Source organism: Pseudomonas sp. J380, from assembly GCF_009827115.1.
GTDB lineage: Bacteria > Pseudomonadota > Gammaproteobacteria > Pseudomonadales > Pseudomonadaceae > Aquipseudomonas > Aquipseudomonas paracarnis.
The window spans coordinates 2,197,987-2,221,577 of record NZ_CP043060.1 but is presented as its reverse complement, the minus strand read 5'-3'; the positions used below and the strand labels follow the sequence as shown (position 1 = coordinate 2,221,577).

21 protein-coding genes are annotated in these 23,591 nt (G+C 61.2%); 13 read left to right on the top strand and 8 right to left on the bottom strand.

Going from position 1 to position 23,591, the window contains the following annotated elements; translation table 11 throughout:
- Positions 1–12: 12 nt before the first annotated feature.
- The 3 genes from FXO12_RS09875 to FXO12_RS09865 are packed head-to-tail and all read left to right on the top strand — an operon-like array spanning position 13 to position 1,900.
- The gene (locus FXO12_RS09875; protein ID WP_057975683.1) at positions 13–540 is read left to right on the top strand and encodes a hypothetical protein; all 528 of its coding nucleotides are present in this window, start codon (positions 13–15) and stop codon (positions 538–540) included.
- 30 nt (positions 541–570) lie between these two features.
- Positions 571–1,347 (top strand): class II glutamine amidotransferase, encoded by a 777-nt coding sequence (locus FXO12_RS09870; protein WP_003189615.1) that lies wholly within the window; start codon positions 571–573, stop codon positions 1,345–1,347.
- Between the two features lie 10 nt (positions 1,348–1,357).
- The gene (locus tag FXO12_RS09865; protein ID WP_034126628.1) at positions 1,358–1,900 is read left to right on the top strand and encodes a DUF2937 family protein; all 543 of its coding nucleotides are present in this window, start codon (positions 1,358–1,360) and stop codon (positions 1,898–1,900) included.
- A gap of 114 nt (positions 1,901–2,014) precedes the next feature.
- Here the strand turns inward: FXO12_RS09865 and FXO12_RS09860 are convergent, their stop codons facing one another.
- Complete coding sequence (locus tag FXO12_RS09860; RefSeq protein ID WP_057975685.1) at positions 2,015–2,935, bottom strand: LysR family transcriptional regulator; 921 nt, start codon at positions 2,933–2,935, stop codon at positions 2,015–2,017.
- Positions 2,936–3,110: 175 nt separating this feature from the next.
- Here FXO12_RS09860 and FXO12_RS09855 point away from each other — a divergent pair, with 175 nt between their 5' ends.
- From FXO12_RS09855 to FXO12_RS09840, 4 genes are all read left to right on the top strand, one after another.
- Positions 3,111–3,851 (top strand): 5-oxoprolinase subunit PxpA, encoded by a 741-nt coding sequence (locus tag FXO12_RS09855; protein WP_057975686.1) that lies wholly within the window; start codon positions 3,111–3,113, stop codon positions 3,849–3,851.
- Positions 3,848–4,552 (top strand): allophanate hydrolase subunit 1, encoded by a 705-nt coding sequence (locus tag FXO12_RS09850; protein WP_057975687.1) that lies wholly within the window; start codon positions 3,848–3,850, stop codon positions 4,550–4,552. Before FXO12_RS09855 ends, FXO12_RS09850 begins: the two co-directional genes overlap by 4 nt.
- On the top strand, positions 4,549–5,460 hold the full coding sequence (locus FXO12_RS09845) for a biotin-dependent carboxyltransferase family protein (RefSeq protein ID WP_057975688.1): 912 nt from the start codon (positions 4,549–4,551) through the stop codon (positions 5,458–5,460). The genes FXO12_RS09850 and FXO12_RS09845 overlap by 4 nt, the downstream gene beginning before the upstream one ends.
- A 105-nt stretch (positions 5,461–5,565) precedes the next feature.
- Positions 5,566–6,108, top strand: coding sequence for a hypothetical protein (locus FXO12_RS09840; protein ID WP_054919976.1), 543 nt, complete (start codon positions 5,566–5,568; stop codon positions 6,106–6,108).
- A 42-nt stretch (positions 6,109–6,150) separates the two neighbouring features.
- Here the strand turns inward: FXO12_RS09840 and FXO12_RS09835 are convergent, their stop codons facing one another.
- The 3 genes from FXO12_RS09835 to FXO12_RS09825 form a co-directional block, all read right to left on the bottom strand.
- Positions 6,151–7,329, bottom strand: coding sequence for a VWA domain-containing protein (locus tag FXO12_RS09835; protein WP_003189625.1), 1,179 nt, complete (start codon positions 7,327–7,329; stop codon positions 6,151–6,153).
- Entirely contained in the window at positions 7,329–8,174 is an 846-nt protein-coding gene (locus FXO12_RS09830) for a MoxR family ATPase (protein ID WP_003189627.1), read from the bottom strand. The genes FXO12_RS09835 and FXO12_RS09830 overlap by 1 nt, the downstream gene beginning before the upstream one ends.
- Before the next feature lie 213 nt (positions 8,175–8,387).
- Positions 8,388–9,464, bottom strand: a complete 1,077-nt coding sequence (locus FXO12_RS09825; protein ID WP_060773066.1) for a DUF748 domain-containing protein — start codon at positions 9,462–9,464, stop codon at positions 8,388–8,390.
- Between the two features lie 127 nt (positions 9,465–9,591).
- Between FXO12_RS09825 and cysK the strand changes: the two genes are divergently transcribed.
- Both cysK and FXO12_RS09815 read left to right on the top strand, forming a co-directional pair.
- A complete protein-coding gene (gene cysK, locus FXO12_RS09820) occupies positions 9,592–10,566 on the top strand; it encodes a cysteine synthase A (RefSeq protein ID WP_014717498.1) in 975 nt (324 codons plus the stop codon).
- Between the two features lie 243 nt (positions 10,567–10,809).
- A complete protein-coding gene (locus FXO12_RS09815; RefSeq protein WP_005786126.1) occupies positions 10,810–11,748 on the top strand; it encodes an aspartyl/asparaginyl beta-hydroxylase domain-containing protein in 939 nt (312 codons plus the stop codon).
- Between the two features lie 178 nt (positions 11,749–11,926).
- Here FXO12_RS09815 and acnA read toward each other — a convergent pair whose 3' ends face one another.
- Positions 11,927–14,668, bottom strand: a complete 2,742-nt coding sequence (gene acnA, locus FXO12_RS09810; protein WP_057975690.1) for an aconitate hydratase AcnA — start codon at positions 14,666–14,668, stop codon at positions 11,927–11,929.
- A gap of 196 nt (positions 14,669–14,864) precedes the next feature.
- Between acnA and rlmM the strand changes: the two genes are divergently transcribed.
- Both rlmM and tusA read left to right on the top strand, forming a co-directional pair.
- Positions 14,865–15,941: a 23S rRNA (cytidine(2498)-2'-O)-methyltransferase RlmM gene (rlmM, locus tag FXO12_RS09805; protein WP_054919968.1), complete on the top strand. Its 1,077-nt coding sequence runs from the start codon at positions 14,865–14,867 to the stop codon at positions 15,939–15,941.
- 129 nt (positions 15,942–16,070) lie between these two features.
- On the top strand, positions 16,071–16,316 hold the full coding sequence (gene tusA / locus FXO12_RS09800; RefSeq protein WP_054919964.1) for a sulfurtransferase TusA: 246 nt from the start codon (positions 16,071–16,073) through the stop codon (positions 16,314–16,316).
- Here the strand turns inward: tusA and FXO12_RS09795 are convergent.
- Positions 16,313–17,707, bottom strand: a complete 1,395-nt coding sequence (locus FXO12_RS09795) for an MATE family efflux transporter (protein ID WP_014717502.1) — start codon at positions 17,705–17,707, stop codon at positions 16,313–16,315. The two genes, tusA and FXO12_RS09795, sit on opposite strands and share 4 nt — an antisense overlap.
- Positions 17,708–17,957: 250 nt before the next feature.
- Here FXO12_RS09795 and pdxB point away from each other — a divergent pair, with 250 nt between their 5' ends.
- Positions 17,958–19,100 carry a 4-phosphoerythronate dehydrogenase PdxB gene (gene pdxB / locus FXO12_RS09790; RefSeq protein ID WP_054919962.1) on the top strand — a complete coding sequence of 381 codons (1,143 nt, stop codon included), beginning with the start codon at positions 17,958–17,960 and terminating at the stop codon, positions 19,098–19,100.
- A gap of 154 nt (positions 19,101–19,254) precedes the next feature.
- On the opposite strand, the gene FXO12_RS28755 is transcribed toward pdxB, so the two are convergent.
- A complete protein-coding gene (locus FXO12_RS28755; RefSeq protein WP_014717504.1) occupies positions 19,255–19,428 on the bottom strand; it encodes a PA1571 family protein in 174 nt (57 codons plus the stop codon).
- A gap of 214 nt (positions 19,429–19,642) precedes the next feature.
- On the opposite strand from FXO12_RS28755, the gene FXO12_RS09785 reads away from it, so the two are divergent.
- Positions 19,643–21,469 carry an ABC transporter ATP-binding protein/permease gene (locus tag FXO12_RS09785; RefSeq protein WP_164919347.1) on the top strand — a complete coding sequence of 609 codons (1,827 nt, stop codon included), beginning with the start codon at positions 19,643–19,645 and terminating at the stop codon, positions 21,467–21,469.
- A gap of 65 nt (positions 21,470–21,534) precedes the next feature.
- Here FXO12_RS09785 and FXO12_RS09780 read toward each other — a convergent pair whose 3' ends face one another.
- Positions 21,535–23,463 (bottom strand): transglycosylase SLT domain-containing protein, encoded by a 1,929-nt coding sequence (locus tag FXO12_RS09780; RefSeq protein WP_054919957.1) that lies wholly within the window; start codon positions 23,461–23,463, stop codon positions 21,535–21,537.
- Positions 23,464–23,591: the final 128 nt, after the last annotated feature.

Here is a 23,591-nt window from a genome sequence, read left to right as displayed (position 1 = left end):
ATCTGGCAGACGGTGGCAGGCATTGCAGCCGCGACACGCAAAAGCCGTTATCATAGCCGCCTGTTTGCCAACCTTGCCATGGACACCATGACCGAGAACGACTATCTGACCGCTTGGGGCCTTTACGCCTTCGCCGCTTTGGGCTGCCTGTTGGTGTGGTGGCGCATGACCCGCTGGATCTGGCGCTGGCTGCGCGAGCCCCTGCAATTGCTGATGGCGGTGTTGCTGCTCAGCCCGACCATTGTCGACCCGGTCAAGACCCAGTTTGCGCCGGCCGTGGCCATTACCGCCCTGGACCTGGTGCTCAAGGTCGGCAACAACGCCTGGCGCGCCATTTCCGACCTGTTCATGTACACGATGATCGCGTTTGCCCTGTACATCGTGTTTGTGCTGATCCGCTGGCCCATCGAGCGCGCCGCCAATGCTCGCCGTGAGCGCAAGGCGGCTGCGGATGCGGCCTTGGCCGCCGAGCCGGAAGACGACGAACCGCTCCGTCGTCCGGCGCCTGCCGGTGGTATGCGGGTCGAACCGCGCCTTTAACGTTGTCTGCCCTGCAGCGAGAGCCCTGGCATGTGTGAATTATTGGGCATGAGTGCCAACGTCCCCACCGATATCGTGTTCAGCTTTACCGGGCTGATGCAGCGCGGTGGGCGCACTGGCCCGCACCGCGACGGCTGGGGCATTGCCTTCTATGAAGGCCGTGGCCTGCGCCTGTTCCAGGACCCGGCTGCCAGTAGCGAGTCGGAAGTCGCATTGCTGGTTCAGCGTTATCCCATCAAGAGCGAAGTGGTGATCGGCCATATCCGCCAGGCCAATGTGGGCAAGGTCAGCCTGGCCAATACCCATCCGTTTGTGCGCGAGCTGTGGGGGCGTAACTGGTGTTTTGCCCACAACGGCCAACTGGCGGACTTCAATCCCCGCGCCACCTTTTACCGCCCGGTGGGCGATACCGACAGCGAAGCGGCGTTCTGCGACTTGCTCAACCGTGTGCGCGAAGCCTTCCCCGAGCCGGTGGACATCGAACAGGTGCTGCCCGACCTGATCGCCGCCTGCGCCGAATACCGCAGCAAGGGCGTATTCAACTGCCTGCTCAGCGACGGCGACTGGCTGTTCTGCTATTGCTCGACCAAGCTGGCACAGATCACCCGGCGTGCGCCTTTTGGCCCGGCGCGCTTGAAAGATGTCGACGTGATCGTCGATTTTCAGGCCGAAACCACCCCCAATGATGTGGTAACGGTGATCGCCACCGAGCCGTTGACCGACAACGAAAACTGGACCCGCTACGAACCGGGCCAATGGAGCCTGTGGCGACGCGGTGAATGTGTCAGCCAGGGCGTTACCGAGTAAGGAATCGAGCATGTTGCTGAGCTATCTGCGGTTGGTGCTGTTTGCCGTTGGCTTGTTGGTCGGCGTGCAGGTGCCGGGGTTTATCAATGACTACGCCAAGCGCGTCGAAGCCCACCTGATCGAGGCCCAGACCGGCTTGCGCGGTTTCGAGTCCACGGCGCAGCAGTTCTTCAACGGCGATATGCAAGCCTTGGTGGCGCATTACCGCGCCAGCGATGACCCGGTATTCCAGAGCGACGCCAGCAGCCTGGGCGCTATGCTCGATCGTCAGCTCGAGTTGGACAAGCAATACCAGGCCATGCAGGGCCCGTGGTACATCCGTGCCCTGCAAGTGGCGGTGGCTGCCGACCCGGATATCCGTTCGGAGACCTGGAATGGCTACAGCTACCAGATTCTGCTGACGCCTGAAGCCATGGGCTGGGGCCTGGGCGGGGCGATGCTGTTGTCGTTCGGCATCGAGTGCCTGTACCGCTTGATCGACTGGGTGGTGTTAGGCGGCCGACGCCTGCGCCAGAGCCGGCCCATCGAAGAGCGGGACCTCAAGGGCCTCTAACGACCCACTGATCGTTCCCACGCTCCGCGTGGGAATGCTTTTTCTGACGTTCCGCGTCGCGCTTGGAGGCGCAGAGCGCCCTAGGCTGCGTTCCCACGCAGAGCATGGGAACGATTAATCGGGTTTATGCAGTTGCATGCGTTCTGCACCGACTTGCTCGGCATAGCGGGCGACGACTTTCTGGCACAACCCCACAATTTCCTCCACCAACTCCACTCCTACGCGCCACGACACCACCACCTGCAAGTTCGGCAGGCGCTGGGCCATTGGCAGCATCACCAATTCCCCTCGCTCCAGCTCTTCGCTCACCAGCACCGGCGGCAGTGCGCCGATACCGAAGCCATCGCGCAGCAACCGGGTAATCGCTGACACCGAGTTCACGCAGTTCATGCGCGGTGCGGCCACGCCATTGGCCTGCATCAAACTCAACACGTCCTGATGCGGGTGAGAGTTTTTCGAGTAGGTGATGATGCGCTCCTGGGCCAGTTCGGCGAGGGAGGCGTAGTCGCGGTTGTAGATCGACTGGCTGGCCACGATCCAGGCCATGGGGTGGCTGGCCAGTTCCAGGCTGCGCACGGTTTCCAGGCGCAGCAGGTCGGTTTGCAGGATCAGGTCAAGGAAGCCTTTTTGCAACTGATCGCTGAGGTTCAGCGCGGTATCGGCGATCAACTCGATCTCTACCAGCGGGTACAGCTTCATCAGTTCAGCGACCAGCGGGCTCAGCCAGGTGTGGATCACCGTGTCCATCGCGCCGATCCGAATGCGCCCGACCTTGCTGCTGGTGGTCTCCAGGGACTGCTTCAAGCCCTGCATGGTCACCATCATCTGCTCTGCATAGTCGAGCACTTTCAAGCCTTCCGGCGTCAAGCTCACGCCACGCGAATCACGCAGGAACAGCTTCACCCCCAACTCGCTTTCCAGCACCGCAATGCGGCTGGAAATCGAGGCCTGGGTGGTGAACAGCTTCTCGGCCGTGAGCCGGAAGCTCTTGAGCCTGGCCACCCAGACGAAGGTTTCGAGGAACTTCAAATTCATGGGATCAACTTTTTCTTATGCATGAATCGGTTTTTATTAGTTGGACGTCGCACCGGGCAAGCGCCAAAAATCGAGCCGTTCCACGATAAGCGTCGTTGGGGTGCCAGGACAAGTTGCGAGTTCTGTGTAATAAATCCCACACTACAAAAAAACAAAACCTACAGGAGCGACCACCGTGAGCCGCCTGCTACTGAACTGCGACATCGGCGAAAGCTTTGGCAACTGGACCATGGGTCTGGACGCCGAAGTCATGCCGTTCATTGATTGCGCCAACGTGGCCTGCGGCTTCCATGCCGGCGACCCGAGCATCATGCGCAAGACCGTCAGCCTGGCGTTCAAGCACGGCGTACAAGTGGGCGCCCACCCGGCCTACCAGGACCTGCAAGGCTTCGGCCGGCGCTCCATGAATTACACGCCGCAGGAAATCCAGGACCTGTTGCACTACCAGATCGGCGCGCTGGATGGCATCTGCCGCGCTCAGGGCGGGCGCGTCAGCTATGTGAAACCCCATGGTGCGATGTACAACGACATGATGGCCAACCCCGCGCAGTTGCGTGCGGTGATCCAGGCCGTGGCCGCCTACGGCGACCTGCCGCTGATGCTGCTGGCCACCCGGGATAACCGCGCGGCCCAAGCGTTGGGTGATGAATACGGGGTGACGCTGTGGTTCGAAGCCTTTGCCGACCGTGCCTATGACAGCAACGGCCATCTGGTTTCCCGCCAGTTGCCCGGCGCGGTGCACCACGACAGCGAAACCATTGTGCAGCAGGCCTTGACCCTTTCCCGTGGCGAATCGCTGATTGCCAGCGACGGCAGCTCATTGGTACTCCAGGCCAATACCCTGTGTGTGCATGGCGACAACGCCAGCTCGGTGGCTGCCGTGCAGCGTATCCGCGAAGCGTTGAAAACAGCATGAACCCACGCATCGAAGTGGTGGCGATCGACTGCCTGATGGTGCGCCTGTTTGACGTGATCGCCGAGCCCAACATGCCGTGGATGCTCGCGGCTACCGAGCGCTTGCGCAATGGCTTTGGCTTGGCATTGGTGGACCTGGTGCCGTCCTACACCACCTTGATGGTGCATTACGATCTCACTGCGCTAACCCCGGCCCAGGCCCGGGCGCTGATTGACCAGGCCCTTACCGACCTGCAACCCCAGGCCCAGGGCAGCGGCCAATGCCATGTGTTGCCAGTGTGGTACGACCTGAGTGTCGGCCCGGAACTGACCTTGCTGTCCCAGCGCAGCGGGCTGGCCGTGGAGGAGGTGATCCGCCGCCACAGCGCCCACGAGTACCAGGTATTCGCCCTGGGCTTTGCCCCTGGGTTTGCCTTTATGGGGCTGGTGGACGAAGTGCTCGCCACCCCACGCCTCAACACGCCGCGCAAACGCGTGGCCGCTGGCAGTGTCGGTATCGCCGAACGGCAAACCGCTGCGTACCCGGTGGTGTCCCCGGGCGGCTGGAACCTGATCGGCCGCACCCCGGCCAAACTGTTCGACCGGGAGCGCGACGGCTACAGCCTGATGCAACCCGGCGACACGGTGCGCTTCGCCTCGGTCAGCCACGCCGAATTCATCCACTTGGGTGGCGACGACACGCCGCTGGAGGCGCAAGCATGAGCCGCTTGATCATCGAGGCCAGCACGCCACTGTGCCTGTTGCAGGACGCCGGTCGTTTTGGTGTACGCCACCTGGGCGTGACCCAGGGCGGCGCGCTGGATTGGGTGTCGATGTCCTGGGCCAACTGGCTTTTGGGCAATGCCCTGGATGCCCCGGTGGTGGAAATTACCCTGGGGGGCTTTACCGTACAGGCTGAGGATTATTGCCTGCTGGCCTTGGCCGGTGCGGACCTGGGCGCCTATGTCGATGAGCGGGCGATAAGCCCCGGTCGCAGTTTTATCCTGCAAAAGGGCCAGCGACTGCGCTTCACTCAGCCGTGCAATGGGGCACGCGCTTATCTGGCCGCGCCCGGTGGCTTTGATGCGCAGGCGGTACTGGGCAGTTGTGCCACGGTCGTGCGCGAAGCGTTGGGCGGGGTGGACGGTTGCGGCAAGGCACTGGCCCAAGGCGGGCGGTTGGCCTATTCCGGTACGGGCGGTGCAATGAAGGTGCTGGCCAACCCGGATGTGCAATCCGGTGCATCACTGGACGTGATCGTCGGCGCGCAGATAGGCCAGTTCAGCGGGCAGAGTTTGTTTGATGCCTTCAACGCCGAATGGTCTCTGGACAGCCGTGCCGACCGTATGGGCGTGCGTTTGCTCGGCACGCCGTTGCAGTATCAGGGGCCGTCGTTGATTTCCGAAGGGATACCGTTGGGCGCGATCCAGGTGCCCCCGGATGGGCAGCCGATTGTGTTGCTCAATGACCGGCAGACGATCGGTGGTTATCCGCGGTTGGGCGCGTTGACGCCTTTATCCTTGGCGCGGCTGGCGCAGTGTTTGCCGGGGGAGAAAGTCCGGTTGGCCCCGGTGGTGCAGGAAACAGCGCATCGGCAGCACATAGAGTATTTACGCAGGTTTTCAGCGTAAGTGGGTTTTAAAGATGAGTCCTACGACATTGCAGAATTTTGTCGTCTTTGCCCCAGCGCACAGCCATGCAAGCCTTGATTGGCTTATTCACTATCAGGCTTTGCTATGCGCTATTTGAAGATATATGCCCAGGATGTACTCGATAACGATATTCCGGATGTGGTCTATCTGGAGTTTTATGACACCGCCCAAACCCCCGCGCTTGTGCATCGGGCAACGGCATTTGATATTACTGACGATGGCCAGTTTGACTGGATTATTGCGGATGATCTCAATCAAGACGGCATTGTCGACAAGGTTGACCGGGAGATGGCACTGGAGTTTTCCCAGCTGTTTCTGGCTTTCCAGTGGTTCAGTCTCGATGAGCCCTTTGACAAATACCTGAAGGTGTTTGCCGGCGACTTCGATGACAACGGGATTCCTGATACGGTACGGCTGCACTTCCACCATGGCGAGGGAGACCCTCGAGATGAAACCATCGTCTATTCGGCGGCGGTATACAGCGACGGGAATGGTCAAGGGGCCAGTGTTTCGATCAATCAGGATGTGAACAACGACGGGAAAGTAGACCGCCAGGATTCTGAACTGATCAAACAGTTCGCTGCGCTCTTTCTCAGGTTTTCCTGGATCGACAACGAGCACTGCTGAGTGCCGTGCCTGTAGCCGTTAGCATCGGCTACAGGCCAGGGTTCACTTGGATAGAAAACGCATGCCCTCTTCAAGCCCGCGCAGCGTCAGCGGATACATTTGGTCCTCCACCAACTCCCGCACAATCCCCGTCGACGCCGTATAGCCCCAGGTATCTTTCGGGTAGGGGTTAATCCAGATCAGCTTCTTGTACTTGGCCATGAAACGCTGCATCCACACATACCCGGGCTCCTCGTTCCAATGCTCGACGCTGCCACCGGCCTGGGTGATTTCATAGGGCGCCATGGCCGCATCGCCGATAAAAATCACTTTGTAGTCGGCGCCGTATTTGTGCAGCAGGTCCTGGGTGGAGGTGCGTTCGGAAGTACGGCGCTGGTTGTTCTTCCACACCGATTCGTACACGAAGTTGTGGAAGTAGAAATACTCCAGGTGCTTGAACTCGGTCTTGCACGCGGAGAACAGCTCTTCGCAGATTTTCACGTGGGCATCCATCGAGCCGCCGATGTCGAACAGCAGCAACAGCTTGATAGTGTTACGCCGTTCGGGGCGCATCTGGATATTCAGCAAGCCGGCATCGCGGGCGGTGTGGTCAATGGTGCCGTCGATATCCAGCTCTTCGGCCGCGCCCTGGCGCGCAAACTTGCGCAGGCGGCGCAAGGCGATCTTGATGTTGCGCGTGCCCAGTTCCACCTGGTCGTCGAGGTTCTTGTACTCGCGCTGGTCCCAGACTTTCACCGCCTTGCCCTGGCGCTTGCCGGCGTCACCGACGCGAATGCCTTCGGGGTTGTAGCCGCCAGAACCAAAGGGGCTGGTGCCGCCGGTGCCGATCCACTTGTTGCCACCGGCGTGGCGTTCTTTCTGTTCTTCCAGGCGTTTCTTGAACTCCTCGATCAGCTTGTCGAGGCCACCCAGGGACTGGATCTGCGCGCGTTCCTCATCGCTCAAGGAACGTTCGAATTCCTTGCGCAGCCATTCTTCGGGGATCAGCGCCTGCAGGTGGTCGTCGAGCTTTTCCAGGCCGTTGAAATAGGCGCCGAAGGCCCGGTCGAACTTGTCGAAATGCCGCTCGTCCTTGACCAGGATCGCCCGGGCCAAGTAGTAGAACTCGTCCATGTCGGCGAAGGTCACGCGCTGTTTGAGCGCGTTGATCAGGTCGAGCAGCTCGCGCACCGACACCGGTACCTTGGCGGCACGCATTTCGTTGAACAGGTTGAGCAGCATCAGCGATTACCGCGACGGCTCATGAACGCCAGCCGCTCCAGCAACTGCACGTCTTGCTCGTTCTTCACCAAGGCGCCGGCCAGGGGAGGGATGGCCTTGGTCGGGTCGCGCTCGCGCAGCACCGCTTCGCCAATATTGTCGGCCATCAGCAGCTTGAGCCAGTCGACCAGCTCGGAGGTGGAAGGTTTTTTCTTCAGGCCCGGCACCTTGCGCACATCGAAGAACACGTCCAGCGCTTCGCTGACCAGGTCTTTCTTGATGTCCGGGTAGTGCACATCCACGATTTTTTGCAGGGTGGTGCGGTCGGGGAAGGCGATGTAGTGGAAGAAGCAGCGGCGCAGGAACGCGTCCGGCAGCTCTTTTTCGTTGTTGGAGGTAATGATGATGATCGGGCGCTTCTTGGCCTTGATGGTCTCGTCGATTTCGTAGACGTAGAACTCCATCTTGTCGAGTTCTTGCAGCAGGTCGTTGGGGAACTCGATGTCGGCCTTGTCGATTTCATCGATCAGCAGGATCACCCGCTCTTCGGACTCGAAGGCTTCCCACAGCTTGCCCTTCTTCAGGTAGTTGCGCACGTCGTGCACCTTGTCCACGCCCAGTTGCGAGTCGCGCAGGCGGCTGACCGCGTCGTACTCGTACAGGCCCTGGTGCGCCTTGGTGGTGGACTTGATGTGCCAGGTGATCAACCTGGCACCGAAGGATTCGGCCAGTTGCTCGGCAAGCATGGTCTTGCCGGTGCCCGGTTCGCCCTTGACCAGCAGCGGCCGCTCCAGGGTGATGGCGGCGTTGACGGCCAGTTTCAGGTCATCGGTAGCCACATAGGCCTGGGTGCCTTCGAACTTCATCGGTCATTCCTCGGATTCATCAATGGCCCGACTATACCCCTCAGCCCCGGCGACTGTGAACGCAGACGGGTTATTCAGTCTCTGAATGGCGGGTCACATCAGCCCTGGCCCATGCAGGAAGTGTGGGAGCTGGCTTGCCTGCGATGGCGGTGTATCAGTGACAGATGAGTTGGCTGACCCACCGCCATCGCAGGCAAGCCAGCTCCCACAGGGTTAATCAGCGCTGGGCTTGGGCTGTTCGTAACGAGCATTGAACGCCTGGATGAACCCATTGCGCAGAATCGCGATCACCGCAGAAAACGCACTGATATTTTGCTGATGCACGCTACCGCTCAGCTCCACACGGGTGGCGAACTGGTTTTTACGCTGGTTTTTCAGCACGGTTTCGCTGGCGCCCACCACGGCTTCCCAGATCGAACGGAAGATATTCTTGTCCTGGTTTTCAACGTCTTGTTGCCAGTCGAACACCTCCACATCGCGCAGCAGCGGCTTGATATAGCCGGTGAGCCGGCCATTTTCAGCCTGGGCTTCGATCACCACATCACCCGTGCCTGCCTTGAAGTCGAACTTGCCATAGGCAGAGGCGAAGTCGTTCATGCGTTTGAGTTGCAGGTCGCGGGCGCGGAAGCGGAACTCGAACTCTTCGAAATCGCTCAGCGGGTCAAAGGTGGCGTTGGCTTCCAGGGGCGCCTGGCCTTGCAGCAGTGCCTTGCCTTCAAAGCGTGCATCACGCTTGCCTTTGACATCCACTACATTGGTCAGGTTATAGAAGCTGGCGTTGACCGCGGTGGCGTTGATATTCACCTGGGGCTTGGAGCTGAAGTTATGGAAGGCGATCTCGCCGTCTTCAATGCGCACTTCATTGAGGGTAATCGGCAGCAGCTTGCGCAGTTGTTCCTGCCAGTCGGTGCCCTTACCGGTCTGGGACGCCTGTTTGTTGGCCCCGCCATCGACGAAGTTGATCTGCGGGCGCAAAAAATGCCCCTCGGCCACGACGGCATGGTCGTACCACAGCGAATGCCAGCTCACCGCAAACTCGATCAGCGGCGCCTTGACGAACGGTACCGGGACCTTGCCGTCCACCTTGACGATTTGCAGGCCGTTGATCCGGTATGCGCCGCGCCATAGCGCCAGGTCCACATCGGCAATCTCGCCACGGTAATCACCCATGTTGGCGAGTTTGTCGTTCAGGTAGTTGCGCACCAGATAGGGCAGCGCGATGTGCACGGCAATCAGGACCAGCACCAGAGCGGCGATTGTCCCTAACGGCCAACTGTAGCGACGTTTCATAGGGCAGTTCTCCTAGCTTGTAGGGCATTGACTGTTCTGATCGTCGCAACGTTCCTCCTTCTGGACGCTTGGGAGCACGAGGCATACCCTTGGGGCCTTTCCCAAAGTCTCGACAACAGGAATCGCCATGAGCCGCATCTTCGCAGACAACGCGCACTCCATCGGTAATACGCCTCTGGTTCAGATCAACCGCATCGCACCGCGTGGCGTGACGATCCTGGCCAAGATCGAAGGGCGTAACCCCGGCTATTCGGTGAAGTGCCGCATTGGCGCCAGCATGGTCTGGGATGCGGAAAGCAGCGGCAAACTCAAGCCGGGCATGACCATAGTCGAGCCGACTTCGGGCAACACCGGTATCGGCCTGGCGTTTGTCGCCGCCGCCCGTGGCTACAAATTGCTGCTGACCATGCCGTCGTCCATGAGCCTTGAGCGCCGTAAAGTGCTCAAGGCTCTCGGCGCCGAACTGGTGCTGACCGAGCCGGCCAAGGGCATGAAGGGCGCCATCGACAAGGCTGCCGAGATCGTCGCCAGCGACCCGGCCACCTACTTTATGCCGGCCCAGTTCGATAACCCGGCAAACCCTGCGATCCACGAGAAAACCACCGGCCCGGAAATCTGGAACGACACCGATGGCGCCGTGGACGTGCTGGTGGCAGGCGTGGGGACCGGCGGCACGATCACCGGGGTATCACGCTATATCAAGAACACGGCGGGCAAGCCGATTCTGTCGGTGGCCGTGGAACCCATGGTTTCCCCGGTGATCACCCAGGCCTTGGCGGGTGAAGAGATCAAGCCCAGCCCGCACAAGATCCAGGGTATCGGTGCCGGTTTTGTGCCGAAAAACCTCGACCTGTCGATGGTCGACCGCGTGGAACTGGCGACCGACGAAGAGTCCAAGGCCATGGCCCGACGCTTGATGCTGGAAGAAGGCATCTTGTGCGGCATCTCCTGTGGCGCCGCCATGGCCGTGGCCGTGCGCCTGGCCGAGAAGCCGGAGATGCAGGGCAAGACTATTGTGGTGATCTTGCCGGACTCCGGTGAGCGCTACCTGTCGAGCATGTTGTTCAGCGATTTGTTTACCGAGCAGGAAAACCAGGCCTGATCTTAAGGGCAACCCTGTGGCGAGGGAGCTTGCTCCCGCTGGGTTGCGCAGCGGCCCCATTATTCTGGGAGCGCTTCGCACTCCAGCGGGAGCAAGCTCCCTCGCCACAAGGTTGATGTATGTCACCCGGTCGGTCTGGGCCTTCTGCATAATGGCTCAAGTGTTTATCATGGCCGGCTGTTACGTCTGGTTTCCCATTGACGGAAATTTGCTGGCCAGGCGCTTATTTCCAGGAGTTGCTGCATGACCTTTTCTTTGGCCGCCAAACTGTCGGTGTTGCTGCTGTTCATCGGCAGCACGCTGTATGTGCACCTGCGTGGCAAGGCCCGTTTGCCGATGTTGCGTCAGTTCGTCAACCATTCGGCGCTGTTCGCCCCATATAACGCCCTGATGTACCTGTTTTCCGCGGTGCCGTCCAAGCCCTACCTGGACCGCAGCAAGTTCCCGGAACTGGATGTGCTCAAGGACAACTGGGAAGTGATCCGCGAAGAGGCCATGCACCTGTTCGACGAGGGCTACATCCGCGCCGCCGAAAAGAACAACGACGCCGGTTTCGGTTCGTTCTTCAAGAAGGGCTGGAAGCGTTTCTACCTCAAGTGGTACGACAAGCCGCTGCCATCGGCCGAGGCGCTGTGCCCCAAGACCGTGGCGTTGGTGAGCAGCATCCCTAACGTCAAGGGCGCGATGTTTGCGCTGTTGCCGGGCGGCAGTCACCTCAACCCGCACCGCGACCCGTTTGCCGGTTCCCTGCGTTATCACCTGGGGCTGTCCACGCCGAACTCCGACGACTGCCGTATCTTCGTCGACGGCCAGGTCTACGCCTGGCGTGACGGTGAAGACGTGATGTTCGACGAAACCTACGTGCACTGGGTGAAAAACGAAACCGAACAGACCCGAGTGATCCTGTTCTGCGACATTGAGCGCCCATTGAGCAACCGCGTGATGACCCGCATCAACCGCTGGGTCAGCAAGCAACTGGGCCGCGCAACCGCACCGCAGAACCTCGATGACGAGCGCGTGGGCGGCATCAACCAGGCGTACGCCTGGAGCAAGACCTTCAGCGACAAGTTCAGCGGCCAGGTCAAACAGTGGAAGCGCAAGCATCCCAAGGCCTACCGCATTGCGCGGCCGGTGCTGGCGGTGGTGGTGCTGGTACTGCTCTGGAAGTGGCTGTTCGGCTAAACCGCACACCCTAAAAAAGGCGCTGTATCGAAAGATACAGCGCCTTTTTCATGCCTGGAATGTGATCAAGACTGTGGGAGCTGGCTTGCCTGCGATGGCGGAGTATCAGCTATAAAAATGTTGGCTGACCCACCGCTTTCGCAGGCAAGCCAGCTCCCACCTTTGATCTGCGTTGCTCTTAAGAGGCGATCAACTGGCGCAGCACGTAGTGCAGAATCCCACCGGCCTTGAAGTACTCCACTTCATTCAAGGTATCAATCCGGCACAGCACCTCAACCTTCTCGCTGCTGCCATCCTCCCGCGTGATCACCAGCGTCAGGTTCATCCGCGGCTCGATCTCGGCATCGGTCAGCCCGTGGATGTCGATCTTCTCCTTGCCAGTGAGCTTGAGTGTCTTGCGGTTCTGATCCAGCTTGAACTGCAACGGCAACACGCCCATGCCTACCAGGTTGGAGCGGTGGATACGCTCGAAGCTCTCGGCGATCACCGCCTTGACGCCCAGCAGGTTGGTGCCCTTGGCTGCCCAGTCGCGGCTGGAGCCGGTGCCGTATTCCTGGCCGGCGATCACCACCAGCGGTGTGCCCGAGGCCTGGTACTGCATGGCGGCATCGTAGATCGCCATTTTCTCGCCCGTAGGGATATACAGCGTGTTACCGCCTTCTTCGCCGCCGAGCATTTCATTGCGGATACGGATATTGGCGAAGGTGCCGCGCATCATCACTTCATGGTTGCCCCGGCGTGAGCCGTAGGAGTTGAAGTCACGCGGCTCCACGCCCTGTTCGCGCAGGTAGCGCCCGGCCGGGCTGTCGGCCTTGATATTGCCGGCAGGGGAGATGTGGTCGGTGGTTACCGAGTCCCCCAGCAGGGCCAGCACGTTGGCGCCCTTGACGTCCTCGATCACCGGCAGCGGGCCAGCAATGTCGTCGAAGAACGGCGGGTGCTGGATGTAGGTGGAATCCTGCTGCCATACGTAGGTGGCTGCCTGCGGTACTTCAATGGCTCGCCATTGCTCGTCGCCGGCAAACACTTCGGCATATTCCTTGTGGAACATGCTGGTGCTGACTTGGGCCACCGCCTCGGCGATTTCCTGGCTGCTGGGCCAGATGTCCTTGAGGTACACCGGATTACCCTGCTGGTCATTGCCCAGCGGCTCGCTGCTGATGTCGATGCGCACGGTGCCGGCCAGCGCGTAGGCGACGACCAGGGGTGGCGAGGCCAGCCAATTGGTTTTCACCAGTGGGTGCACGCGGCCTTCGAAGTTACGGTTGCCGGACAGCACCGAGGCCACGGTGAGGTCGGCCTTCTGGATGGCTTTTTCGATCGGCTCGGGCAGGGGGCCGGAGTTGCCGATACAGGTGGTGCAGCCGTAGCCCACCAGGTCGAAGCCAAGCTTGTCCAGGTACTGGGTGAGGCCCGCAGCCTTGTAGTAGTCGGTGACCACTTTGGAGCCCGGCGCCAGGGAGCTTTTCACCCAGGGCTTGCGGGTCAGGCCTTTTTCCACGGCTTTTTTCGCCACCAGCCCGGCCGCCATCATCACGCTGGGGTTGGAAGTGTTGGTGCAGGAGGTAATCGCGGCGATCACCACCGCGCCGTTTTTCAGGCGATAGGTGTTACCTTCGTATTCATAATCCGCCTCGCCGACCAGGTCGGCATTGCCCACGGCAACGCCGCCTCCGCCTTCGCTTTCCAGGCGGCCTTCTTCTTTGCTGGTGGGCTTGAATTGCAGGTCGAGAAAATCGCTGAACGCTTGGCCTACATTCGGCAGGGCGACGCGGTCCTGGGGGCGTTTGGGCCCGGCAAGGCTGGCCTCGACAGTGCCCATGTCCAGGGCCAGGGTATCGGTGAAGACCGGCTCCTGGCCGGCGTTGCGCCACAGGCCCTGGGCCTTGGTATAGGCTTCCACCAGCTTGACCGTCTCAGCCGGGCGGCCGGACAGGCGCAGGTAGTCCAGGGTCACCTCATCCACCGGGAAAAAGCCACAGGTCGCGCCATATTCCGGTGCCATGTTGGCGATGGTCGCGCGGTCGGCCAGGGGCAAATCGGCCAGCCCGTCGCCGTAGAACTCCACGAACTTGCCCACCACGCCTTTCTTGCGCAGCATTTGCGTGACGGTCAGCACCAGGTCGGTGGCGGTAATGCCTTCCTTGAGCTTGCCGGTGAGCTTGAAGCCGATCACTTCCGGGATCAGCATCGACACCGGCTGGCCAAGCATCGCCGCCTCGGCTTCGATCCCGCCCACGCCCCAGCCCAATACGCCGAGGCCGTTGATCATGGTGGTGTGGGAGTCGGTGCCTACCAGGGTGTCGGGGAAGGCGTAGGTGCGGCCGTCTTCCTCTTTGGTCCATACGGTGCGGCCCAGGTATTCGAGGTTGACCTGGTGGCAAATGCCGGTACCCGGTGGTACCACGCTGAAGTTGTCGAAGGCGCTCTGGCCCCAGCGCAGGAAGGCGTAGCGTTCGCCGTTGCGCTGCATCTCGATATCGACGTTCTGCTCGAAGGCGCTGGTGCTGCCAAACTTGTCGACCATCACCGAGTGGTCAATCACCAGATCCACCGGTGACAGCGGGTTGATGCGCTGTGGGTCACCCCCGGCCTTGGCCACGGCAGCGCGCATGGCGGCCAGGTCGACCACGGCGGGTACCCCGGTAAAGTCTTGCATCAGCACGCGAGCGGGGCGGTACTGGATCTCGCGGTCGGACTGGCGTTCTTTGAGCCAGGCGGCGATGGCCTTGAGGTCGGTGCCGGTGACGGTCTTGGCGTCTTCCCAGCGCAGCAGGTTTTCCAGCAGCACCTTGAGGGACATCGGCAGCTTGCCCAGGTCACCCAGGCTCTTGGCGGCTTCGGGCAGGCTGAAGTAGTGGTAGGTTTTGCTGTCTATTTGCAGTGTCTTAAGGGTTCTCAGGCTATCAAGGGATGACATTACATGACTCCTTATGGTCCGCACGGCTACGGACCTGACGGGACGAACAGAGCTATCACGTTAGCGCTGTTTTCATTAGCAGGCTAATAACTGGACTCTATCGCTGAGTCCAAGGTTCCGAACTCGGCTATCATGCGCGCGTTTTCATGACAGGTATTGCGATAGCGCAACGCCGGTTGATTCACCAGGAGATTCAATGAACACCCTTTTTATGCACTGCCGCCCGGGTTTTGAAGGCGAAGTCTGTTCCGAGATCGCGGAGCACGCTGCGCGCCTGAACGTTTCCGGCTACGCCAAGGCCAAGACCGGCAGCGCCTGCGCCGAATTTGTCTGCACCGAAGAAGACGGCGCCCAGCGCCTGATGCACGGCCAGCGCTTTGCCGAGCTGATCTTCCCCAGGCAGTGGGCGCGCGGGGTGTTTATCGACCTGCCGGAAACCGACCGCATCAGCGTGATCCTCGCCCACCTGCGCGAGTTTCCGCTGTGCGGCAGCTTGTGGCTGGAGATGGTCGACACCAATGACGGCAAGGAACTGTCGAACTTCTGCAAGAAATTCGAAGTGCACCTGCGCAAAGCCCTGCTTAACGCCGGCAAGCTGGTGGACGACCCGAGCAAGCCGCGCCTGCTGCTGACCTTCAAGAGCGGCCGCGAAGTGTTCATGGGCCTGGCCGAGTCGAACAACTCGGCGATGTGGCCCATGGGCATCCCGCGCCTCAAGTTCCCGCGTGACGCGCCCAGCCGTTCGACCCTCAAGCTGGAGGAAGCCTGGCACCACTTTATCCCCCGTGACCAGTGGGACGAGCGCCTGCACGGCGACATGACCGGCGTCGACCTCGGCGCCGCACCGGGCGGCTGGACCTGGCAACTGGTCAACCGTGGCATGCTGGTGACTGCCATCGACAACGGCCCCATGGCCGAAAGCCTGATGGACACCGGCCTGGTGCAGCATCTGATGGCCGACGGCTTCACCTTCGTGCCCAAGCAGCCGGTAGACTGGATGGTCTGCGACATCGTTGAGAAGCCCGCTCGCAACGCGGCACTCTTGGAAACGTGGATTGGCGAAGGGCATTGCCGCGAGGCGGTGGTGAACCTGAAGTTGCCGATGAAACAGCGTTACGCCGAAGTGAAGCGTTTGCTGGAGCGCATCGAAGAGGGCTTCAAGGCGCGTGGCATTCGTGTGGAGATCGGCTGCAAGCAGCTCTACCATGATCGCGAAGAAGTGACCTGTCACCTGCGCCGCCTGGTAGATGTAAAGAAATCCAAAGGCCGCTGATATTAAATGTGGGCGCTGGCTTGCCTGCGAAAGCGGTATAACAGTCGAAGTTTATGTTGAATGTGCCCCCGTCATCGCGGGCAAGCCCGCTCCCACATTGTTGAGCGGTGCCAGTTTTAGGAGTGAAGTATGAGTCTTGAACAGCCGGTTGACGGCACCCTCGACGCCACCGGCCTCAACTGCCCGGAACCCGTGATGATGCTGCACCAGCACATCCGCGACCTGCCGGCGGGCGGCCTGCTCAAGGTCATCGCGACCGACCCGTCGACCCGTCGCGATATCCCCAAGTTCTGCGTGTTTCTCGACCACGAACTGGTGCGTCAGCAGGAAGATGCTGGCACCTACCTGTACTGGATCCGCAAGAAAGCCGATTAAGCCTGCGCCTTTTCGGCCCGAATGCGTCGGCGTGCACTGCGCGCCAGGCGCACCACCAACATCCCCGCCGCACAGCTCAAGCCCACGATCAGCCCTTGCCATAAACCGCTCGGGCCGCTGGGCTCGCCGAGCCAGTTTGTCAGGCCCAGGGCGTAACCTACCGGCAGGCCCACGCCCCAATAGGCGAACAAGGTCAGCACCATGGTCACCCGGGTGTCCTGGTAGCCGCGCAATGCGCCGGCGGCGGTGACCTGGATCGAGTCAGAGAACTGGAACAGCGCCGAGAACACGATCAGCATCGACGCCAGGTGGATCACTACCGGGTCGGGGGTGTAGATCGCTGCAATCTGCTCGCGAAACAACAGCATCAAGCTGCAGGAAAAGCAGGCATACGCCAGTGCGGTGCCCATGCCGACGCCGGCGGCGAAGCGTGCTTCCCGAGGTTCGCCGCGCCCCAACGCCTGGCCGACGCGCACGGTGACGGCCATGCTCAGGGAATAGGGGATCATGAACACCAGGGAGCTGACGTTCAGCGCGATCTGGTGACCGGAGACCACCGTGGCGCCCAAGCTGCCGATCAACAAGGCGATCACCGCAAAAATACTCGATTCGGCAAAGATCGCCACGCCTATCGGCAGGCCGATGCCCAACACGCGCTTGATCACCGCCCACTGCGGCCAGTCGAAGCGCTTGAACAATTCGCTGCTTTGATAGGCGGCGCCCCAGCGCGTCCAGATGGCCAGGCCGATCATCATCACCCACATCGCAATCGCAGTAGCCCAGCCACAACCCACGCCGCCCATGGCCGGTACGCCCAAGTGGCCGTAGATGAAGATGTAGTTCAGCGGAATATTCAGCGCCAAGCCGCACAAGCCCATGACCATGCTCGGCCGTGTGCGGCCCAGGCCGTCACTGAAACAGCGAAACACGTAGTACAACGCCACCGCCGGCATACCGGCGGCGATGCCGTGCAGGTAGCCCATGGACGGCTCGATCAAGTCGGGTTCGACCTTCATCGCATGCAGGATCGGCTCGGCGCATAGCAACAACAGCGCCCCTGCGATGCCAACCACGACGGCCAGCCACAATGACTGACGCACCAAGGGCCCGATCTCGCTGAACTGGCCCGCACCGTAGCGCTGGGCGACTTTCGGCGTGGTGGCAAGCAGAGTGCCGGTCATCAACAGGTACACCGGGATCCAGATCGAATTACCCAGGCCCACCGCCGCCAGGTCCTGCGGGCTCACGCGCCCGGCCATCACCGCGTCGACGAAGCTCATCGCGGTGGTGGCCAGTTGGCCGATCATGATCGGCAAGGCCAGCGTCAGCAGGCCGCGCACTTCCCGGCTGATGCGGGCGGGGCGGGAGAGGGTAGCGGTGGCAGTGTTCACGTACAGGTGTCCAATAAAAAGGCAGTCGCAAGGACGGCGGATTCTACGCGTTGACGCAGCGGTCAGGAAAAAACCTGTGTTAGGGATTTGTAAGCGATGCGCCCGGGCCAGCGCTGATCCCTGTGGGAGCTGGCTTGCCTGCGATGCAGGCACCTCGGTACATCAGGCAAACCGGGTCGATGCAATCACAGGCAAGCCAGCTCCCACACAGGATCTTCTGTACACTGCCAATCCGCCAAAGGAGCCTGCCATGCTGATTGTTGCCGACGAAAATATCCCGCTGATCGATGCATTCTTCGAAGGGTTTGGCGAGATTCGCCGCGTGCCCGGCCGTTCCATCGACCGCGCCACCGTCGAGCAGGCCGATGTACTGCTGGTGCGCTCGGTGACCAACGTCAACCGTGCCTTGCTTGAGGGCAGTAACGTGCGCTTTGTCGGCACCTGCACCATCGGCACCGACCACCTGGACCTCGACTACTTCAAGCAAGCGGGTATCCAGTGGTCCAGCGCGCCCGGCTGCAATGCGCGTGGGGTGGTGGACTACGTGCTTGGCAGCTTGCAGACCCTGGCTGAAATCGAAGGCGCTGACCTCAAGCAGCGTACCTACGGCATCGTCGGCGCGGGTGAAGTCGGCGGGCGCTTGGTCAAGGTGCTCCAGGGCCTGGGTTGGAATGTGTTGGTGTGCGATCCGCCGCGCCAGATTACCGAGGGCAGTGATTACGTCAGCCTGCAGCAGATCATCGAGCAATGTGACGTGATCAGCTTGCATACGCCGCTGATCAAGTCCGGCAACGGTTCGACCTGGCACCTGTTTGATCGCCAGCGCCTGGCACAGCTCAAGCCGGGCACCTGGCTGATCAACGCCAGCCGGGGTGCGGTGGTGGATAACGCCGCGCTGCGCGAGGTGTTGCTGGCGCGCGAAGACCTGCAAGCGGTGCTGGACGTGTGGGAAGGCGAGCCCGAGGTGGACGTCGACCTGGCTGACCTGTGCGTGCTGGCCACGCCGCATATTGCCGGCTACAGCCTCGATGGCAAGCAGCGCGGCACCGCGCAGATTTACCAGGCGCTGTGCGCGCACCTGGGCCAGGAACCGAGTATTCACTTAAGTGATTTGCTACCGGCCCCCTGGCTGGCCGAGATGCACCTGCATCCTGAGACTGACCCGGCCTGGGCGCTGGCGACCTTGTGCCGCAGTGTGTACGACCCACGCCGTGACGACGCGGATTTCCGCCGCAGCCTGGTGGGCACCGTGCAGGAACAGCGCCAAGCCTTCGACCTGCTGCGCAAGCACTATCCGGAGCGTCGCGAGATCGATGGCTTGAAGGTGCGCATCAAGGGGGAGTCGGCGGTGCTGTCACAGATCGTGACTGCTCTGGGTGCCGAACACCTATAACTGTAGGAGCGAGCTTGCTCGCGAAAAACGTCAACGATAGCGCAGCGTTTCTGATTTAACGCGGCGCCCTCAGGTTTTTCGCGAGCAAGCTCGCTCCTACAGGGGGCACAAAAAACCCGGCCACTTGGGCCGGGTTTGAAAGAGCGTGGGCGCTTCAGCCTTGCTGGGCAGGCTTGACCAGTCGCTGTTCCAGCTCGCTGCAGGCTTGCTGGATCATTTCTTCGGTAATCTGCACTTCCCGGCCCTTGGCATCGATATACGAGCAAGGCAGCTGCTGCGGCTGGCGGATCACTTCAATCTTGGCGTCGCTGCTATTTTGCAAGGTCATGGCCTGTCTCCTCATCAGGTTGTGTACCTACTTTAATTCCCCCACATGAACGCGCTGTTACAACTCCTTACACGCTCGTCGGTTCGAACACCCAGTCCACCAGAAACCGGTACATATTTCCAGATGAGTCTTAGACCGATAGCCTCTAGCGGCCTGCATCGGTGGGCATAATTAACCTGACTCATTGTTATTTGTGCAAGTTCCCCCAATGTTGATGTATAGACTCTCCATTGGTGATCCTTCCATGTTCTCAATCCGTCAACGCCGTGCGATTCGCCTGGCCAGCCGCTTTATCGCGCCCTACCGCTGGCAGGCGCTTGGCGCACTGTTGGCGCTGATCGTCACCGCTGGCATCACCTTGTCCATGGGGCAGGGCATACGCCTGTTGGTGGACCAGGGCTTCATGACCCAGTCGCCGCATCTGCTCAACCAGTCTATAGGCCTGTTCATGCTGCTGGTGCTCGGCCTGGCCGTGGGCACCTTCACGCGGTTTTACCTGGTGTCGTGGATTGGCGAGCGGGTGGTGGCCGATATTCGCCGGCAGGTGTTCAATCACCTGATCTACCTGCACCCAGGCTTCTACGAGAACAACCGCAGCTCGGAAATCCAGTCGCGGCTGACCACCGACACCACCTTGCTGCAATCGGTGATCGGCTCATCACTGTCGCTGTTTTTGCGCAACGCCCTGATGGTGATCGGCGGCATCGTGTTGCTGTTTATCACTAACCCCAAGCTCACCAGCATCGTGGTGGTGGCGTTGCCGCTGGTGCTGGCGCCGATTCTGATCTTCGGGCGCAGGGTGCGCAGCCTGTCGCGTTTGAGCCAGGACCGTATCGCGGACGTCGGCAGCTATGTCGCCGAAACGCTGGGCCAGATCAAGACCGTGCAGGCCTATAACCATCAGGTGCAGGACGAACAGCGCTTCGCCGTTACCGTCGAGGACGCCTTTGTCACGGCACGTAAACGCATCTTGCAGCGTTCCTGGCTGATCACCCTGGTGATCATGCTGGTGCTCGGCGCGGTAGGCGTGATGCTGTGGGTGGGCGGCATGGACGTGATCAGCGGACGCATTTCCGGCGGTGAGCTGGCGGCGTTCGTGTTCTACAGCCTGATTGTCGGCAGCGCCGTCGGCACCCTGAGCGAAGTGCTTGGCGAGTTGCAGCGTGCCTTTGGTGCAGCCGAGCGTATCGGTGAGCTGTTGCAGTCAGGCAACGAGATCCAGGCGCCGACCACAGGCGGCGTACGTTTGCCGGAACGCGTCAGTGGCCGCATGGAACTGCAGGACCTACGCTTTTCCTATCCTTCGCGACCGGACAGCTACGCCATCGACGGCTTGAACCTGACCATCAACCCGGGCGAAACCCTGGCGTTGGTAGGGCCGTCCGGTGCGGGCAAGTCGACGATTTTCGATCTGCTGCTGCGCTTCTACGACCCCCAGCAAGGCCGCATCCTGCTCGAAGGCCAGCCGCTGACCGAGCTTGACCCGTTAGACCTGCGGCGCCATTTCGCTCTGGTGTCCCAGAGCCCGGCTTTGTTCTTCGGCAGCGTCGAGGACAACATCCGCTACGGCAACCCGTCCGCCACCACCGCCCAGGTGGAAGCCGCCGCCCGAATCGCCCACGCCCACGACTTCATCCTGAAAATGCCCGACGGCTACCAGACCCACTTAGGTGAAAGTGGCCAGGGCCTTTCCGGCGGCCAGCGCCAACGCCTGGCCATCGCTCGCGCCTTGCTGGTCGACGCGCCGATCCTGCTGCTGGACGAAGCCACCAGCGCCCTCGACGCCCAGAGTGAACACCTTATCCAGCAAGCGCTGCCGCAGCTGATGCAGGGGCGCACCACGCTGGTGATCGCCCACCGTTTGGCCACGGTGAAGAATGCCGACCGCATTGCGGTGATGGACCAGGGAAAGCTGGTGGCGGTGGGCACGCATCAGCAGTTGATTGCGAGCAATCCGCTGTATGCGCGGTTGGCGGCGTTGCAGTTCAGTGCGGACCCTGTGAGAGGGGGCTTGCCCCCGATAGCGGCGGATCAGCAATAGACGTGTGACTGACAGCCTGCAATCGGGGGCAAGCCCCCTCCCACATTAGAAGCAGGTTCAGAGCCTTATTGGTCGTCGAAGTACCGCTCATGCCAATCCACCAACGGCTGCGGTGAGTTGAGCTTCTGCCCGTAGATCACCGAATAAGACAGCACGTTCTGCACATACTGGCGGGTTTCGTCGAAGGGGATGCTTTCCACCCACACGTCGAAACTCAGGTGGTCTGCGCCGCGCAGCCATTGGCGCACGCGGCCTGGGCCGGCGTTGTAGGCAGCGGAGGCGAGCACGCGGTTGCCGTTGAACTGGCTGTGCACCTGGCTCAGGTAAGCAGCGCCGAGCTGGATGTTTTTATCCGGGTCCAGCACCTGGGCCGGGGAGGCCAGGGGGATGCTGAACTTGCGTGCGGTTTCCTTGGCGGTGCCGGGCATCAGTTGCATCAGGCCGCTGGCGCCGACGCCGGAGCGGGCATCGTCCATGAACGCGCTTTCCTGGCGGGTGATGGCAAAGATCCAGCTGGAGTGCAGGCCGCGTACCTTGGCTTCGCGCACCAGGGTGTCGCGGTGGGCCATCGGGAAGCGGATGTCCAGGTCGTCCCAGTACTGCGCCTGGCTGATGGTGCGGATGGCCGGAAAGTACCACTTCATGTCGTAGGCCAACTTGGCCTGGGCGACCATCTCGTCACGGTTGAAATGACGGCTGACGTGGTACCACTCGCGGCGACCGTCGACGATCTGGCCACGGGCGTAGAACTCCAGGGCACGCCGCACCCCAGGGGTATTGCGCACCTTGTTGACCAGCGCCTGGCTCATCACCAGCGGCTTGTTGTTCAACTGGTAAGGGGCTTTGGAGCGGTCAGCGGCGAGGAAACCGTAGAAGTCCCGCTCCTTGGCCACGTTTTTGTACAGCACCAAAGCCTGCGGGTTTTTCGGCTCGGCCAGCTCCAGGCTGCGTGCCTGCCAGTAGCGCCAACGGTTGGTGGTGGCCAGGTCCTGTGGGAGTTTGCGGGTCAACTGGTAGGCGTCTTCCCAACGCGCAAGGCGCAACAGCAGGCGCAGGCGCCACTCGGAAACCGTATTGTCGCGCAACTCGGGGTCGTACTTGGTCATGACCTCCAGCGCACGCGGGTCGAAGCGCTTGGCCAGGGTCAAGCCGATCTCGCGGGCAATCGACACCTTTTCGTCACGGGAGAAGTGCATGCTGCTGGCGTAGCCATCGAGCAGCGACATGGCTTTGTCCGGATCCTGGCGCGCCAGGCGACGCAGGCCCAGGCCCACGGCGTCAGACATGGCCTCGGTGGCCGGCTGGAAGCGTGACGGGTCGCTGAGCATGTCCGGCTTTTGCGCCACATCCACCATCAGGCGGCCCTGGGCGCCAAGGGTCGGCAGGGTTTTCACCAGGCTGTTGGCCAGCGCGTAGTTACGCGCTTCGGCGGCGAGCTTGGCGCGGTCCCAGATCTTCTGCTCGGTGAGTTGGCCGGCAGCGGCCCATTGGCCAAACGTGACGTCACAGGCGGCTGGCTGGGATTTGCCAGTCATCCACAGTTTTTCGGCGGTCTTGTAGCCTTCGGCCTTCAGGTTGTGGCTGAGCTGGTATTGGCCATGCAGGCAGTCCAGCTCGACGAAATTGAGCTTGGTGTCGTAGTACTTTTCAAAAGTCTGCCAATCGCCGCGTTCGGCCAGCCAGCGCAGCCAACGCAGTTTCATCCAGTTGGCCTGGGGCAGGTCGCCGTGTTTGGCGAGGAATTGTTCGATTTCCTCGTTACTTGCGGTTTTCAGGCGCGCGGTCAACTCGTCATAGGCCAGATAGGGCGTGAGCGGGTAGTCGGCCAGGGCCTGGCTGTATTGCATGTAAGGGCCGGTGTCGCCCTTGGCCAGGGCGCGTTTGGCTTGATCGTAATACTGGCGTTGAGTGGTGAGATCCACCGCCTGGGCGGATTGAACGGCAGTGGCGGAAAGAAGCAGACAAGACAAAAAGTTGAAAAGGCGACTGCGCATGAGACGTCCGTGCAGAGAAATCACGACTAGCACCGGCACCGCCGACACTGATTGCCCCTAGCTTAGCCTTTTGCCAGCGGCCCGCGAAAGCTTTGCCGGCTGGTTCGTTCAAGTTCGCCGGAAATGTC

Coding starts and splice junctions, on each gene's coding strand:
- FXO12_RS09870 (WP_003189615.1), top strand. CDS start 571: ATGTGTGAATTATTGGGCATGAGTGCCAACGTCCCCACCGATATCGTG.
- FXO12_RS09865 (WP_034126628.1), top strand. CDS start 1,358: ATGTTGCTGAGCTATCTGCGGTTGGTGCTGTTTGCCGTTGGCTTGTTG.
- FXO12_RS09860 (WP_057975685.1), bottom strand. CDS start 2,935: ATGAATTTGAAGTTCCTCGAAACCTTCGTCTGGGTGGCCAGGCTCAAG.
- FXO12_RS09850 (WP_057975687.1), top strand. CDS start 3,848: ATGAACCCACGCATCGAAGTGGTGGCGATCGACTGCCTGATGGTGCGC.
- FXO12_RS09845 (WP_057975688.1), top strand. CDS start 4,549: ATGAGCCGCTTGATCATCGAGGCCAGCACGCCACTGTGCCTGTTGCAG.
- FXO12_RS09840 (WP_054919976.1), top strand. CDS start 5,566: ATGCGCTATTTGAAGATATATGCCCAGGATGTACTCGATAACGATATT.
- FXO12_RS09835 (WP_003189625.1), bottom strand. CDS start 7,329: ATGCTGCTCAACCTGTTCAACGAAATGCGTGCCGCCAAGGTACCGGTG.
- FXO12_RS09830 (WP_003189627.1), bottom strand. CDS start 8,174: ATGAAGTTCGAAGGCACCCAGGCCTATGTGGCTACCGATGACCTGAAA.
- FXO12_RS09825 (WP_060773066.1), bottom strand. CDS start 9,464: ATGAAACGTCGCTACAGTTGGCCGTTAGGGACAATCGCCGCTCTGGTG.
- cysK (WP_014717498.1), top strand. CDS start 9,592: ATGAGCCGCATCTTCGCAGACAACGCGCACTCCATCGGTAATACGCCT.
- FXO12_RS09815 (WP_005786126.1), top strand. CDS start 10,810: ATGACCTTTTCTTTGGCCGCCAAACTGTCGGTGTTGCTGCTGTTCATC.
- acnA (WP_057975690.1), bottom strand. CDS start 14,668: ATGTCATCCCTTGATAGCCTGAGAACCCTTAAGACACTGCAAATAGAC.
- rlmM (WP_054919968.1), top strand. CDS start 14,865: ATGAACACCCTTTTTATGCACTGCCGCCCGGGTTTTGAAGGCGAAGTC.
- tusA (WP_054919964.1), top strand. CDS start 16,071: ATGAGTCTTGAACAGCCGGTTGACGGCACCCTCGACGCCACCGGCCTC.
- pdxB (WP_054919962.1), top strand. CDS start 17,958: ATGCTGATTGTTGCCGACGAAAATATCCCGCTGATCGATGCATTCTTC.
- FXO12_RS28755 (WP_014717504.1), bottom strand. CDS start 19,428: ATGACCTTGCAAAATAGCAGCGACGCCAAGATTGAAGTGATCCGCCAG.
- FXO12_RS09785 (WP_164919347.1), top strand. CDS start 19,643: ATGTATAGACTCTCCATTGGTGATCCTTCCATGTTCTCAATCCGTCAA.
- FXO12_RS09780 (WP_054919957.1), bottom strand. CDS start 23,463: ATGCGCAGTCGCCTTTTCAACTTTTTGTCTTGTCTGCTTCTTTCCGCC.